This window comes from Methanoregula sp., from assembly GCF_028679125.1.
GTDB lineage: Archaea > Halobacteriota > Methanomicrobia > Methanomicrobiales > Methanospirillaceae > Methanoregula.
Genome location: NZ_JAJRCG010000015.1, coordinates 34,428 through 47,409, shown reverse-complemented (window position 1 = coordinate 47,409; position 12,982 = coordinate 34,428). Strand labels below are relative to the sequence as shown.

Annotated in this window: 16 protein-coding genes; 13 read left to right on the top strand and 3 right to left on the bottom strand. The window is 57.7% G+C overall.

Annotated elements, in window-relative coordinates:
• Positions 1–59 precede the first annotated feature (59 nt).
• Positions 60–1,262 (bottom strand): aminotransferase class I/II-fold pyridoxal phosphate-dependent enzyme, encoded by a 1,203-nt coding sequence (locus tag LUQ43_RS10130; RefSeq protein WP_299967076.1) that lies wholly within the window; start codon positions 1,260–1,262, stop codon positions 60–62.
• Between the two features lie 173 nt (positions 1,263–1,435).
• Between LUQ43_RS10130 and LUQ43_RS10125 the strand changes: the two genes are divergently transcribed.
• From LUQ43_RS10125 to LUQ43_RS10105, 5 genes are all read left to right on the top strand, one after another.
• Entirely contained in the window at positions 1,436–2,128 is a 693-nt protein-coding gene (locus tag LUQ43_RS10125) for an energy-coupling factor ABC transporter permease (RefSeq protein ID WP_299967073.1), read from the top strand.
• Entirely contained in the window at positions 2,128–2,448 is a 321-nt protein-coding gene (locus LUQ43_RS10120) for an energy-coupling factor ABC transporter substrate-binding protein (RefSeq protein ID WP_299967071.1), read from the top strand. The genes LUQ43_RS10125 and LUQ43_RS10120 overlap by 1 nt, the downstream gene beginning before the upstream one ends.
• Before the next feature lie 6 nt (positions 2,449–2,454).
• Positions 2,455–3,243: a cobalt ECF transporter T component CbiQ gene (gene cbiQ, locus LUQ43_RS10115; RefSeq protein ID WP_299967068.1), complete on the top strand. Its 789-nt coding sequence runs from the start codon at positions 2,455–2,457 to the stop codon at positions 3,241–3,243.
• A 9-nt stretch (positions 3,244–3,252) separates the two neighbouring features.
• The gene (locus LUQ43_RS10110; protein WP_299967066.1) at positions 3,253–4,473 is read left to right on the top strand and encodes an ATP-binding cassette domain-containing protein; all 1,221 of its coding nucleotides are present in this window, start codon (positions 3,253–3,255) and stop codon (positions 4,471–4,473) included.
• An 87-nt stretch (positions 4,474–4,560) separates the two neighbouring features.
• The gene (locus LUQ43_RS10105; protein WP_299967064.1) at positions 4,561–5,901 is read left to right on the top strand and encodes a cobyrinate a,c-diamide synthase; all 1,341 of its coding nucleotides are present in this window, start codon (positions 4,561–4,563) and stop codon (positions 5,899–5,901) included.
• A 290-nt stretch (positions 5,902–6,191) separates the two neighbouring features.
• Here LUQ43_RS10105 and LUQ43_RS10100 read toward each other — a convergent pair whose 3' ends face one another.
• On the bottom strand, positions 6,192–7,043 hold the full coding sequence (locus LUQ43_RS10100) for an MBL fold metallo-hydrolase (protein ID WP_299967062.1): 852 nt from the start codon (positions 7,041–7,043) through the stop codon (positions 6,192–6,194).
• Positions 7,044–7,149: 106 nt separating this feature from the next.
• Here LUQ43_RS10100 and LUQ43_RS10095 point away from each other — a divergent pair, with 106 nt between their 5' ends.
• The 3 genes from LUQ43_RS10095 (at position 7,150) to LUQ43_RS10085 (ending at position 9,828) form a co-directional block, all read left to right on the top strand.
• A complete protein-coding gene (locus LUQ43_RS10095) occupies positions 7,150–7,815 on the top strand; it encodes a DUF6198 family protein (RefSeq protein WP_299967059.1) in 666 nt (221 codons plus the stop codon).
• Positions 7,816–8,618: 803 nt separating this feature from the next.
• On the top strand, positions 8,619–9,056 hold the full coding sequence (locus tag LUQ43_RS10090) for an ester cyclase (RefSeq protein ID WP_299967057.1): 438 nt from the start codon (positions 8,619–8,621) through the stop codon (positions 9,054–9,056).
• Positions 9,057–9,126: 70 nt separating this feature from the next.
• Positions 9,127–9,828 carry a CDGSH iron-sulfur domain-containing protein gene (locus LUQ43_RS10085; protein WP_299967054.1) on the top strand — a complete coding sequence of 234 codons (702 nt, stop codon included), beginning with the start codon at positions 9,127–9,129 and terminating at the stop codon, positions 9,826–9,828.
• A 237-nt stretch (positions 9,829–10,065) separates the two neighbouring features.
• On the opposite strand, the gene LUQ43_RS10080 is transcribed toward LUQ43_RS10085, so the two are convergent.
• On the bottom strand, positions 10,066–10,449 hold the full coding sequence (locus tag LUQ43_RS10080) for a metalloregulator ArsR/SmtB family transcription factor (protein ID WP_299967052.1): 384 nt from the start codon (positions 10,447–10,449) through the stop codon (positions 10,066–10,068).
• A gap of 80 nt (positions 10,450–10,529) precedes the next feature.
• On the opposite strand from LUQ43_RS10080, the gene LUQ43_RS10075 reads away from it, so the two are divergent.
• The 5 genes from LUQ43_RS10075 to LUQ43_RS10055 are packed head-to-tail and all read left to right on the top strand — an operon-like array spanning position 10,530 to position 12,979.
• The gene (locus tag LUQ43_RS10075) at positions 10,530–10,916 is read left to right on the top strand and encodes a cupin domain-containing protein (RefSeq protein WP_299967049.1); all 387 of its coding nucleotides are present in this window, start codon (positions 10,530–10,532) and stop codon (positions 10,914–10,916) included.
• Positions 10,917–10,925: 9 nt separating this feature from the next.
• The gene (locus LUQ43_RS10070) at positions 10,926–12,002 is read left to right on the top strand and encodes a permease (protein WP_299967046.1); all 1,077 of its coding nucleotides are present in this window, start codon (positions 10,926–10,928) and stop codon (positions 12,000–12,002) included.
• A gap of 2 nt (positions 12,003–12,004) precedes the next feature.
• Entirely contained in the window at positions 12,005–12,277 is a 273-nt protein-coding gene (locus LUQ43_RS10065; RefSeq protein WP_299967044.1) for a hypothetical protein, read from the top strand.
• Positions 12,274–12,510 (top strand): thioredoxin family protein, encoded by a 237-nt coding sequence (locus LUQ43_RS10060; protein WP_299967041.1) that lies wholly within the window; start codon positions 12,274–12,276, stop codon positions 12,508–12,510. Before LUQ43_RS10065 ends, LUQ43_RS10060 begins: the two co-directional genes overlap by 4 nt.
• Before the next feature lie 4 nt (positions 12,511–12,514).
• Complete coding sequence (locus tag LUQ43_RS10055) at positions 12,515–12,979, top strand: putative zinc-binding protein (protein ID WP_299967039.1); 465 nt, start codon at positions 12,515–12,517, stop codon at positions 12,977–12,979.
• Positions 12,980–12,982: the final 3 nt, after the last annotated feature.

Here is a 12,982-nt window from a genome sequence, read left to right as displayed (position 1 = left end):
GCAATACCGGCAGAGTTCGCGAAAAAAGAATAGCAGGGTATACATCCGTTCATGGCGGATCAGGTAAGTCTCTCCAGCCGCCTGCACGCTTCTGTCAGCGTCTCGTCCTTCTTGGAGAACGTGAACCGGAGTTTCGTCTCCCCTCCCGTGTGGTAGAACGAGCTGCCCGGGACCGCGGCAACGCCTGCCGTCTCCACGAGATGGCGGGCGAATGCCGTGTCGCTCATGCCAAACGAGCTGATGTCCGTGAACATGTAATAAGCACCTTCAGGGAGATCGCAGGCAAACCCGGCCTTCTTCAGTCCTTTGTAGAGGATCTGCCGCTTGCGGTCGTACTCAACGGCCAGCTCTTTGTAATATGATTCGGGGAGTTGAAGTGCCGCAACGCAGGCCCGCTGGAGGGGAGCCGGGGCGCCGACCGTGAGGAAGTCGTGGATCTTCCGGATGCGGCTTGTCAGGGCGGCATCCGCGAGGGCATAGCCGACCCGCCACCCGGTGACGCTGTAGGTCTTCGAGAAACTGCCGATGGTGATGGTCCGGTCTTCCATGCCCGGCAGCGAGCCGAGCGAGATGTGCCTGTGCCCGTCATACACGATATGCTCGTAGATCTCGTCCGTGATCGCGACAGCGTTGTGCTCGATACAGAGATCCGCGATAAACGAGAGTTCCTTTTTCGTGAAGATCTTCCCGGTCGGGTTATTAGGAGTATTGAGGATGATCGCCCGGGTCTTCTTCGAGAATGCTGCCTTCCACGCCTCTTCGTCAATGGAGAAGTCGTCCGCGAGCGGGACAAATTTCGGTGATGCCCCGGAGATCTGTGCATCCGGGCCATAATTTTCATAAAATGGTTCAGGCACCACAACCTCGTCGCCTGGCTGGATGATCGCGAGCATCGAGGCCATCATCGCCTCGGTCGACCCGCAGGTGACCGTGATCTCTGTCTCGGGATCGAACTGCATGGCATTGAACTTCTTCACCCGCTGTGAGAGTGCTTCGCGGAGATCCTTTGCGCCCCACGTGATCGCATACTGGTTAATATCATCATTCAGCGCTTCGCAGGCTGCAAGCTTGAGTTCCGGGGGACAGGGAAAGTCAGGAAATCCCTGCGCAAGGTTGATCGCATCGTGCTTCAGCGCGAGCCGGGTCATCTCCCGGATCACCGATTCAGTAAAGGTGTCGGCCCGGGACGGGTGGGTGGAAAAGAACGCTCCCGGGGATTGTGCCGGCGGGATCGTTCCCGCGCCGGCCGGTGCATGCTTCATGCTGATCAGGTTTGCACGAGCGGGATATAATGGGTGGGACTTCGGCAAACGGTGACTACCTTCTGCCGCACCCTGGGATTGATTGTCCCTTTCGGATCGTTCTTTATATAGTCCCCCGCTCACACAAAGCAAATTTTATTTACTTAAGGCAAGTAAAATTGATCCTGAGTATCATGCATATCATGGAAGGATTCCTGCCCTGGCAGTGGTGCGTTGTCTGGTGGCTCGTTGCGCTGCCCTGCCTGGCGTATGGTGTATGGCGTCTGAAAAAAGTGATGGAAGCAGATCGCGAGGCACTGCCCCTGCTCGGGGTGACGGGGGGGTTCATCTTCATCCTCTCATCCCTGAAACTCCCCTCGGTCACCGGGAGCTGCTCCCACCCGACCGGCACCGGCCTCTCTGCCATCTGTTTCGGGCCGTGGATCACCTCGGTGATCTGCGCGATTGTCCTCCTCTTCCAGAGTCTCTTCCTTGCCCACGGCGGCCTCTCTGTGCTCGGGGCAAACATCGTCTCGATGGGCATTGTCGGTCCCCTGGTCGGGTACACGATTTACCGGCTGCTGAAAGACACGTCGGTCAATATCTACCTCACGGTCTTCCTTGCAACAGCCCTTGCGGACATGTTCACGTACGTTGTGACCTCATTTGAGCTGGCGCTTGCCTACCCGGCACAGGTCGGCGGATTTGCGAGCTCGTTTTTCATGTTCATGGCCATCTTTGCGCTCACGCAGGTGCCTCTCGCAATCGTCGAGGGTGTTGTGCTGGCCCTGGTCTTCAAGTACATCGTGGCCCTCAAGCCCGACATCCTCATACGGATGAAGGTCTTCTCGGAGGCGCAGATCAATAAAGCCCGGGGGGAAGCCTGATGGCAAAGAATTACCGGCTTGAGATCCTGGCGGCTGTTGCGATCCTCGCCTTCTGCGGGGTGTTCCTCTACACCAGCTCGACCATGACCGGCGCAGAGTTTGCCGGTTCCGACAATGTGGGATCCGGGCTGATCGCGGAATTGTCCGGAAAACCGGTGGAGAGTTTCGCACCGCTCATCCCCCAGTGGCAGCCCCCGAGCGGTGAGATCGAGGCCTGCCTCTTCGCCCTCCAGTCAGCGATAGGCGGCATCTTTGTTGGCGGTGTCTTCGGCTACTGGCTGGGACAGAAGAAAAGCCTAACCGAGGCAAAGTCCAACTGATGATCCATGTTTGAGGAACTGCTGGAGGACGTTGCGCAGAAGAACGGCCTGCGCGAGGTCAATACCTGGGTGAAGCTGGCAGCCGGCCTTGCTGCCATCGTCCTCTGCCTCCTCTCGACCGGGTACGCCAGTCCGCTCTTCATTGCCCTGGTCCTTTCAGCAGCAGTCCTCTTCCTCGCCCGGGTGGATATCCGGACCTACGCGGAACTCTTCCTTGTCCCGCTCTGGTTCGCCCTGATGAGCGCCGTTGTCATTGTGCTCATCTCCGGAGGGGAGCACGTATTCTGGAGCTGGGATCCCCTCCCGTTCCTCTCGCTCTCCATCTCCCGCGAAAGTATCAATACCGGTTTCTTCATCCTCTGCCGGGTGATCGGGGGCATGTCCGCCCTCCTCTTCATTGCCCTGACCACCCCGATGACCGATCTCTTCGTGGTGATGCGGAAATGCAAAATCCCTGATTTCGTGATCGACCTTGCGATGATCATCTACCGGACGATCTTCTTCCTCATGGACCAGGTGCGGCAGATCCACAATGCCCAGGTGATGCGCCTCGGGTACTCGGGCTGGCGCGAGTCGATCAACACCTTTGCCATGATGTGCGGGGCATCCTTCATTGCCAGTTGGGATGCCGGGGACGACCTGATCCGGGCCATGGATGCCCGGTGCTATAACGGGAAGTTTGCCCTCCTTGGCGAGAACCGCCCGGTTGAACTCCGGCCACTTGCAGCCCTTTCCCTCTTCCTGCTCGCGGGATCGGTGGCGGTTGTCGCATCGCAGGGAATGACGTTGTTGTAGGGAGGTATCATGAGTCACATTGTTCTTGAAGCACGGGATGTCCGGTACCGCTACCCCCGGGGCCGGGAGGCCATCTGTGGCATCAGTTTCCATTTCCGGCGGGGCGAGAAGATCGCGCTCGTTGGCCCGAACGGCGCCGGGAAGTCCACGCTCCTCCAGATGTTCAACGGCATGATCCGTCCTGATTCGGGAATGATGCTCTTTGACAACGTCCCGATGCAGTACGATACGGCCTCCCTTCGCCGGATCCGGAGAAAAGTCGGGTTCGTGCTCCAGAATCCGGACCGCCAGATCATCGCCCCGACCGTGTACCAGGACGTAGCGTTCGGGCCTACCAACCTCGGGTACAGCGAGGCTGAGGTCAGAGAGGCGGTTGCCACCGCCCTCCGTCACGTGGGCCTCGTGGGTTTCGAACGCCGCCCGCCCCACCAGCTCTCGGGCGGGGAGAAGAAGCGGGTCGCAATCGCCGGGGTGCTTGCGATGGACCCGGATGTGCTGGTCTTTGACGAACCGACCAGCGGACTCGACCCGTCCGGCTCGGAGGACCTGATGGAACTCCTCGACGAGCTGAACCATGACGGCAAGACGATTGTCATCTCCACGCACGATGTCGAGCTCGCCTACCCGTGGGCAGACCGGGCGATCCTTCTCGCGGACGGCCAGATCATCAAGGAGGATGTGCCGGATGTTGCGTTCGGGAACACGTTGTTTGTCCGCATGGCCCACCTCTCGGTCCCGACGCTCCTCGAACTCTCGGCAGAACTTGCGAAGCGGGGGTTCACAATCCCGGAACGGAAGCCACGGAGCGTTCTCGACATGGTCCACATCATCGAACAACACCATGCCCGGGGATCCTGCTGCCACCCGGAGCCCGGCACCATCACGGTCTGCAATGTCGATGGGATCACTGCGGGCACAATCCCTGCATGGGTACAGGCCCGGCCCGGCATTGTTGCCGGGGCGATGGGGACCCGGGCGAAACAATGTGCAGCACAGGAACAGATTGCGCTGGAGTTCACGTACGGCGTGATCGACAAGTGCATTCTCCGGGCCCTGCGGGGGCAGGACTCGCTGATCCTGACAACGGGCAGTATGGTCAGCCGGGTTGCCGTGCGGGTGGAAACGTACTGCAAAGAGAGCGGTAACACTATCAGCGTAGCCAGCCTGGATTTCTCTGATCAGTCTCCCGTTCCTGGAGATGAACACGGAGGTCAGCATGGTACCCTGTGATAAGGTCAAATCCCCGGGATTATGTGCGGCAGGGACGATCCGTCCTCCTGCCCTGATCCTCTGCCTGTTATGGGGGAGGACTCCCTGATGGAAACGGTGACGCTCCCCCGGATCGTTATCGCGGGAACCAACAGCGGCTGCGGAAAGACTTCCATAGCCAGCGGCCTGATGGCGGCGCTCACGGAACGCGGGCTCCGTGTCCAGCCGTTCAAGACCGGCCCGGACTTTATCGATCCTACCCATCATTCGGTTACCTGCGGGAGGACCTCCCGCAATCTCGATCCCTTTATGATGGGAGAATCCGGCGTCCTTGGGACGTTTGCCTCTGCCTCCGCCGGTGCGGATATCGCGGTCATCGAAGGGGCGATGGGCCTCTTTGACGGGATCAATGGTACCGATTTCAGCAGCACCGCCCATGTGGCACGGCTCCTCCAGGCCCCGGTTCTCCTGGTTGTGGACGCACGTGCAGCAGCCCGGAGTGTCCACGCGGTGGTTTGCGGTTTTCAGACCTTCGATTCCCGCATCAGGATCGCCGGCATCCTATTCAACCGGATTGCGTCGGTGAAGCACCGCGAGATGATTGCGACCGAGGAGTTTGTGCCTGCCCTCGGGTGGATTCCCCGCCAGCAGGGACCGGAGGTACGGAGCCGTCATCTCGGGCTTGTCATGGCGCACGAATCCGACGGGATGAAGTCGTATGGTCCGGTAGTTCGCGAATCGTGTGATCTCGACAGGATCCTGGATGTGGCCCGGAGTGCTCCGCCCCTGGCAGTCCCCCCGGCCGGGAAAACCCCCGGTGGCGACGAACGGGTGGTTATTGGCGTGGCCCGCGACAATGCGTTCTGCTTTTACTATCAGGACAATCTTGATCGTCTTGCCCGGGCCGGTGCGGAGATCCGGTTCTTCTCTCCCATGGAGGACACACTTCCTGAAGTGGATGCCCTCTACCTTGGCGGGGGCTATCCGGAACTGTATGCGCAGAACCTCGAGGATTCGCGGTGCCGGCATGCCATACATGACCTGGCAGACAAGGGCATGCCGGTCTATGGCGAGTGCGGGGGGCTTATGTACCTGTGCGGGTCGGTCTCGATCGATCGCGAGTACCGGATGGCCGGTGTGCTGCCCGCCCGTGTTGAGATGACAAAAAAGATCCAGGCCCTGGGTTATGTGAAAGGGAATTTTACCGGCCGTCAGGGTGGCTGGGCAGGTTCAGCATCCATCCGAGGGCACGAGTTCCATTACTCCCGGGCCGAGTGCGATCCGGATGCACGGTTTGCGATCCGGCTCACCCAGGGGAAAGGTATCCAGGGCGGGAACGACGGGCTCACGGAACAGAACGCCCTCGGGGCGTACACCCACGCGTATTTCAGCGATGCCTTCTGCCGGCGTTTTGTTGCTGCTGCGGCGGCATTCCGGAGAAACCGGTAGATGGCTTTACGAACATAAGCAGAGGATCCGGAACGTGTTGCACGGGTGTCCGCCATCCACCCTGTTACCTGCGGGGTGACGTGGAATCGGGGCACGGAGTGAGAGAGGTAACCCGCGTTTAATAAGGGGGATGTGCGGCAGGGAACGCTTCAATGGAGTGTCTGGATCCATGATCCCTTGCCCCTCCAGAGCACTGTCTGAAGGAGTCCTGCGTGAGAGACCAATTGAAAATACAAACAGCGTGAGGGTTGTTTTACACAGTTATCCGTCTGTATGCATTCAGTTTTAATCTACCATGCGAATTTCATCCCGGCACCAACTTCCTGCAGGGGGCAATAGTCTGCAAGGGCGAGTTTAGCCGGAAGCGAGGTACAGTGGCAGGCATGCAGGGCGTTGAGGTGAAGGCGGTTCAGGTATTTTCCCGTCTTTGCAAGCCGTTTCGGTTCCGGTGATTGCATGTGGAGCCCGCCAATGATGTCCCGGACATGTTTTTCATCGCAGACCTCTCTTGCGTACTCCGTTATGTTGCAGATCCCGACATGCGAGCAGCCGGTAATGACGACAAGCCCCGCATCCGAACGGAACGCAAGAGCCGAATCATCGGTCAGGCAATCCGGTTCGGTGTTCCCCTCCGGAGTGTGAAGCAGCCTCTTCTCAGGATCTCCCTGTTCGAAGGCAAACTTTTGCGGGATCTCACCAAGGAAGACAAGGTCGTCGGTTATCCAGACCGGTTCTGCGGACAGGCTGACCGGGAACAGGTTCCTGATCTCAGCATCACGCAATGGCGATCCGTTTTTCCTGCCCTCTTTCTCTTTCTGCCAGAAACAGCGGGGATGGGCAATGAGTTCCGGAACCCGGGATTTCCGGTCGGCTGTCCCCGTTCCCGCTAGGTGTCGGGCGAACGCGGGAAGTCCGCCCGTGTGATCGATGTGGCCATGCGAGAGGACAATGGAGTCAAGGTCCATGAGGTCGAGCCCCATCGTTTCCGCATTGGCAAGGAACAGCCCCGACAACCCGGTGTCAAAGAGGATCTTCTTTCCGGCCGTCTCGATGAGGAACGAGAGCCCGGCCTCGCCCCTGAAATCCTGGTCGGCGAGGGTGGTGTTATCGACAAGGACCGTGAGGGAGAGCCGGGGAGTCATGGTGAAATATCAGGTTTGGGAGGATTAGGCTTTTCGTTTAAGGAAATCACGATACACCCACTACCCTTAACGTGGGGGAAATCCCTGGTACTAAAGAAGACCTCACATGCCCGGCGCCCGATCGATAAAACACTATTTTTTCCTGCTCCTCGGCCTTTTTTTCATGGGCCTCGGGATCAGCCTTGTCACACGATCATCTCTTGGAACCCCGCCCATCTCAAGCCTTCCCTATGTCCTCTGTATGGCCATCCCGGTCACGTTCGGGCAGCTCACGTTCTTCTTCAGCATCCTGTTCTTACTCGCCGAGATCCTGATCCTGGGAAGATCGTTCCCAAAACAGCAGTATCTCCAGGTTTTCGTTGCCCTGTTCTTCGGGATTTTTGTTGACATCGGGATGATCATATCCGCACCGGTACATCCGGGTTTTTATGCCGGACAGGTCATTGTCCTGCTTCTCGGATGCACCGTTCTTGCGCTCGGGATCTATGTACAGGTCACGGCCAATGTCATCATGAATCCCGGCGAGGGCGTGGTAAAAGCACTTGCCAAAAAGAGCGGGATACGGTTCGGGATAATAAAAATCATTTTTGATACCTCCCTTGTCTGTACCGCACTACTCGCGTCCTTGTTCCTGTTCGGGACCCTCCAGGGCATCCGCGAGGGAACGATCATTGCCATGTTCCTTGTCGGGTATATCGTCCTCCTCATCAGCAGCGTGTTCAGGGCATTCCATTTTGATGAATGGCTCGCAGGTGAGCAGTCCGCCCGGTAAGGCCTCCCTGCCCCTTCTCCTCCAACGAATACGTATGCTGGTTGTATGAACCCGTCCTGTCCGCCAATGTTCATGGGGGGGGTCTCATGGATACCCCCTCCCCCGTTTGCGTTTCAAAACGATCATACCCCCCCTGCATGGGGGTGGGGGGTATCCGCGAGACCCCTCCCCCCCTTTTGCTGGATCAGACCCCTCCTGATCGGATTTGAGTAGGAGATAATGCAGGTCACTCCGTCGGAACCCTGCTGTCGGCAGTGATAGAAAAACGCGTGCAATAATGCGTACATCCCAGTTTTGAGGAGGGGGGTATCCATGAGACCCCCCCACCCCTTTGCGTTTCAAATCGATCATACCCCCCCACCATGGGGCAGGGGGGGTATGGTTGACACCCCCCCTTTGTGATCGGAAATTTCTCCGGATGGGAGTTGGTGGATGCGTTCCTGAACGTGGTTTTACATCGGGAAGTGATAGTGAAAAGGGGGTTTTCGCTGGAAATAGGGGGAGGGGGGGTATGCGGGAGACCCCCCCTCCCATTTGTTTTTCAAAACGCCACAACACCAGGATACACGATCCGCCCGTGAAATGCTATGGGTTGCCATCCCCCGGCTTCTTCATCATCACTTCGACCTGTTTGAACGGGATCTCAAAATAATGGAAATCAGGTAATTTCCAGAATCGGATGAGAAGACGTGTCCGCAGGGCTCGGTAAAATCCAGCCGATTATTCCTGTTCTACGGCGTGACAATGTCCTGTTCCTAATGATTATATAGTCACATAGGTAACTGTTGGCCGGTGTAATCCGAATGTCCACTGTTGAAGAAAATATGCGTCTCATGCAGACGCTGGATGATGCCTGGAATTCACAGGACTGGGCAGTATTCGAGAAACGCCATGCAAAAGAAGTTGACGTTTTCTGGCCGGGCCAGCCGGCACCGACCCACAGCCGGCTGTCTCACAAGGAAGAGGCGATCGCTTTCTTCAAAATATTCCCGGATAATAAGGTCGGGAACCGGCCTTACAAGATATTCTTCGGCCAGGGCGACTATACCTGCTCTGTTGCCGATTTCACCGGGACATTCAGGGGCGCGATGACCACTCCCGATGGTAACGTGATACAGCCAAACGGGAAGAAATTCAGGGTCGAGTTCTGCACGGTGGCCCACTGGAAGAACGGGGAGATCATCGAGGAGAAACTCTTCTACGACAAGATGTCCATGATGCAGCAGATTGGGCTGATGTGAGCGTCCAAATCTGCAAAACGTCTTTTTTTATGAACATGCACTAACTCAAAGGGCTCGGGAATATACACGCATGACAGAAACCACAAAAAAATCCGGGGAACCAGACGACGGTTCCATGAAGATCACCGTGAGCAAAAACGGCCCCTATCTCGTGACCGGAGGGGTTCCGCTCATCCAGGAGGAGATCTGTAATGATGACGAAGGCTACTGCCGGACCTGGAAGGAAAAAAAGAGGTTTCCCGTGCAGGAGCAGTATACCCTCTGCCGGTGCGGCCACTCCGGGAACAAACCATTCTGTGACGGGACACATGCGAAGATCAGCTTCAACGGCACCGAGACTGCCGGGAATGAGCCCTACCTCCGGCACCCAAGGATCATACGGGGCCCGGAACTGGAACTGCTTGACTACGAGAACCTCTGCGTCCATGCCCGGTTCTGCATGCGGGCCGGGGGGATCTGGAACCTCACCAAGCAGTCCGATATCCCTGAGGCAAGGGAGACGGCGATCGAAGAAGCCTCCAACTGCCCGTCAGGCCGGCTCGTCATAAAGGATCAGGAAACCGGCAAGGCGATCGAACCGGGACTGGAGAAATCCATTGTTGTCATCGAGTATCCTGCAAAGGGCGAGCATGGGCCGCTGTGGGTGCGTGGTGGCATCCCGGTGGTTTCTGCTGATGGCAAACCGTACACGGTCAGGAACAGGCTCACCCTTTGCCGGTGCGGGAAGTCCCATAACAAGCCGTTCTGCGATGGCAGCCATGTTGACCATTGAACCGGTGCTGGTTGCAGATTTTTCCCGGCAGCCTCCCGTCAGGTGAGATCAAAATACAGAATCCCGTTTTTTCTGTGACAGGGTGGATCGCGGGAGAAATAATGCACCGGTTCCCGCCAGGATCGAATTATTTTCTCCCGGATCCGTGATCTATCCATGGCAACCGCCCGATCCATGACGCCATCGTCCCGGCGTTCCGGAATATCGCGGCTTCCGTACAGAACTAACCTGGGTATTCTACCGGATAAATGCCTGCCCGGTCTCCGTCAGCGAGTAGATGATCCAGTTGCCGTGGTACTCCCCCTCGATAAGCCCGCTCTCCTTTAAGATGTTCAGGTGGTAGGAGAGTTTCGAGCCGGCAAGCCGCATGAACCGGTTGATGACGCAGACGCAGAGTGGCTGATCCCTGATAAGATAAAGAATGGTGAGCCGGAGCGGATCGGAGAGCGCGTGGTAGACCCTGCTCTTCTCCTCAAGATCGTCCGGAGAAGGGATGCGTCCCGCAAGCGCTTCCAGCCCGCCCATGGCATCGAGATCCTTCTGGATCTGCTCCGGGAGTTCCGTTGCCGGGTCCCCTGCTTGCGCCGGCGTCCCGCAACAGGATGAGGTCTTCCGCTTCATTTCAAATAAATCTGAAATGGTAAGATATATAACCTTGCCCTGTTCACATTGATTCAATAAAATTTGAAATGGAGTGACTCATGGAAGCACCGCAATATGCAGGTCTGCACAGCACGCTCATCGTGCCCGGACAGAAGATCTCTGTTGAATCCCTGCCGTGGAACCCGCACCCGAAATTTGCCGGGGTCTCTCTCCGGCACCTGGTGACCGGAAAAGACAGCGGGGGACGTTTGAGCCTCCATCATGTCAGAATCGATCCCGGCTGCTCGATAGGGGATCATGCCCATGCCGGTCAGGTAGAGATCCATGACGTGCTCGCGGGTGAGGGAACCTGCATGCTTGAGGGAAAGAAACTCCGGTATGTTCCGGGAACCGTTGGCGTCATGCCTGCCGACAAGGTCCACCGCGTTGATGCGGGATCTGGCGGGATGCTCATCCTGGCCACGTTCTCCCCGCCGCTCGTGTGAGGTATTCTCATGACCGATCCTCTCACCGGTTCACTCCTGCTCGGCTGGGACACCCTGTTCGGGTATCTCACGCAGCACGTGGTCACCTGCCTTGTCCCGGCGTTCTTCATCGCCGGGGCAATCGCAGCATTCGTGAAGAAGGACGCGATCCTGAAATACTTCAGCCCGGAGACGAAGAAGACCACCTCCTTTGGCATCGCATCGGTATCCGGTGCCGTGCTGGCCGTATGCAGCTGCACGATCCTCCCGATGTTTGCCGGCATCCTCAAGAAAGGCAGCGGGCTTGGACCCGCGATCACATTCCTGTACGCGGGGCCGGCGATCAATGTCCTTGCGATCATCTACACGGCACAGGTGCTCGGGATCGATCTCGGCATCGCCCGGGCCGTATCGGCGATCGTGCTCTCCATCGTGATCGGGCTTGTCATGATGAAACTCTTCCCCGCCCATGATGAAGAGACGACAAAGACCCATGCCGCTGCCCGCAGGGCCGTGATGGCAAAGGAAGATACCCGGCCGAAATGGGTGGTCCCGGCATTTTTCGTCCTCCTGGTCGCGATCCTGCTGGTCGGGACTTCGGCGCTCGATCTCTTCCTCCGGCTCCTGATCGTGTACTTCCTCTCGATGGGGGTGGCATTCCTGCTGATCTACTACTTCACGCGGGACGAGGTGACCGACTGGGGATATGAGATCTGGGATCTCACGAAGAAGATCTTCCCGATCCTTGTCATCGGAACGTTCGCGCTCGGCGTCCTTGCCTTCTTCCTCCCCCCTGAAACCTTCCGGCCGTTCTTTGGCGATAACTCGTTGCTCGCAAACTTCCTTGCTGCGCTTGTGGGTGCGATCCTCTACATGCCGACCCTGCTCGAGGTGCCGATCATCGGGACAACGCTTGGCTACCTCACCGGGTCGATGGCAAAAGGCCCGGCCCTTGCCCTGCTGCTGACCGGTCCGAGCGTCAGCCTGCCGAGCCTGCTCGTCCTCTACCGGATCATCGGAGGGAAGAAGACGCTCGCCTATGCCGGCCTGGTGATCGGATTTTCAACCATCGCCGGGTTCATCTTCGGGAATTTCCTTGCGGTGTGACCATGAACAACGACTACATACCCTGCTGTGCCGCCGATGCACTCCGCCGCATCCGGCAGATCCCGATTAACGGGATCATGACCGGCATCACGATGCTTGATGAGAGCATTGCTGCTGTGAAGGAACAGGATCTGAAAAGCGAGACGGATACCCGGGATGCGCTGATGAAGAAGATCAAAATCTACAATTATGTCCCGAGGGGTGTGGAAGAGGCGTATGCCTCCGCCCTGATGGATGAATACAAAAAAACCGGAAAACGTGAGGGGAAACCATGACAAAAATCGAAGTACTCGGAACCGGCTGCGCAAAGTGCAAACGACTCTTTGCCAATGCCGAACAGGCAGTCAGAGACCTCGGGATCACCGCGGACGTGGTCAAGGTCGAAGACCTGGATGCAATTGTTGAAAGCGGCGTCATGATGACACCGGCGCTCTTCATCAACGGCGAGATCGTTTCTGAAGGCCGGGTGCCTGACGTGAATGAGATCAAATCCATGCTTACGGAGTGAAACAATGGCAGAAAAACCAAGCTGTACGTGCGGACAGAACGAGAAAAAACGGATCATCTTTCCCTGTGCCGGGCAGGCAAATGTTGGGCAGCTGAGCAACCTTGCAGCCATCCAGCTGACGGAGGAAGGGTATGGGAGTATTGCCTGCGCTGCACTGCTCGCAACCGGTGCGGAGAACCTGATCGCGAATGCGATGCAGGTGGATGAGGTGGTTGTTCTCGACGGCTGCCCGATGTGCTGCGCAAAGAAGATTGCCGGTGCACAGGGAATTGCAGCAGGACAGCACCTTGTCATGACGGAACTCGGCATTTCCAAAGGACCGTCAAAGACCTACACCCATGACGATATCGAGAAGATCGTTGCCGCATGCTGGAAAGGCGAAGGCCGTACGAAGACGGCTGCAACACTGGACAAGAAGGCCGGCGGGAAAAAGAACGGATGCGGCTGCGGGTGCAGCGGAACCTGCTGAACT

What these genes read in the sequence shown, in the direction of transcription:
- LUQ43_RS10130 (WP_299967076.1), bottom strand. Translation starts at nt 1,262, where the DNA reads ATGAAGCATGCACCGGCCGGCGCGGGAACGATCCCGCCGGCACAATCC.
- LUQ43_RS10125 (WP_299967073.1), top strand. Translation starts at nt 1,436, where the DNA reads ATGCATATCATGGAAGGATTCCTGCCCTGGCAGTGGTGCGTTGTCTGG.
- LUQ43_RS10120 (WP_299967071.1), top strand. Translation starts at nt 2,128, where the DNA reads ATGGCAAAGAATTACCGGCTTGAGATCCTGGCGGCTGTTGCGATCCTC.
- cbiQ (WP_299967068.1), top strand. Translation starts at nt 2,455, where the DNA reads ATGTTTGAGGAACTGCTGGAGGACGTTGCGCAGAAGAACGGCCTGCGC.
- LUQ43_RS10110 (WP_299967066.1), top strand. Translation starts at nt 3,253, where the DNA reads ATGAGTCACATTGTTCTTGAAGCACGGGATGTCCGGTACCGCTACCCC.
- LUQ43_RS10105 (WP_299967064.1), top strand. Translation starts at nt 4,561, where the DNA reads ATGGAAACGGTGACGCTCCCCCGGATCGTTATCGCGGGAACCAACAGC.
- LUQ43_RS10100 (WP_299967062.1), bottom strand. Translation starts at nt 7,043, where the DNA reads ATGACTCCCCGGCTCTCCCTCACGGTCCTTGTCGATAACACCACCCTC.
- LUQ43_RS10095 (WP_299967059.1), top strand. Translation starts at nt 7,150, where the DNA reads ATGCCCGGCGCCCGATCGATAAAACACTATTTTTTCCTGCTCCTCGGC.
- LUQ43_RS10090 (WP_299967057.1), top strand. Translation starts at nt 8,619, where the DNA reads ATGTCCACTGTTGAAGAAAATATGCGTCTCATGCAGACGCTGGATGAT.
- LUQ43_RS10085 (WP_299967054.1), top strand. Translation starts at nt 9,127, where the DNA reads ATGACAGAAACCACAAAAAAATCCGGGGAACCAGACGACGGTTCCATG.
- LUQ43_RS10080 (WP_299967052.1), bottom strand. Translation starts at nt 10,449, where the DNA reads ATGAAGCGGAAGACCTCATCCTGTTGCGGGACGCCGGCGCAAGCAGGG.
- LUQ43_RS10075 (WP_299967049.1), top strand. Translation starts at nt 10,530, where the DNA reads ATGGAAGCACCGCAATATGCAGGTCTGCACAGCACGCTCATCGTGCCC.
- LUQ43_RS10070 (WP_299967046.1), top strand. Translation starts at nt 10,926, where the DNA reads ATGACCGATCCTCTCACCGGTTCACTCCTGCTCGGCTGGGACACCCTG.
- LUQ43_RS10065 (WP_299967044.1), top strand. Translation starts at nt 12,005, where the DNA reads ATGAACAACGACTACATACCCTGCTGTGCCGCCGATGCACTCCGCCGC.
- LUQ43_RS10060 (WP_299967041.1), top strand. Translation starts at nt 12,274, where the DNA reads ATGACAAAAATCGAAGTACTCGGAACCGGCTGCGCAAAGTGCAAACGA.
- LUQ43_RS10055 (WP_299967039.1), top strand. Translation starts at nt 12,515, where the DNA reads ATGGCAGAAAAACCAAGCTGTACGTGCGGACAGAACGAGAAAAAACGG.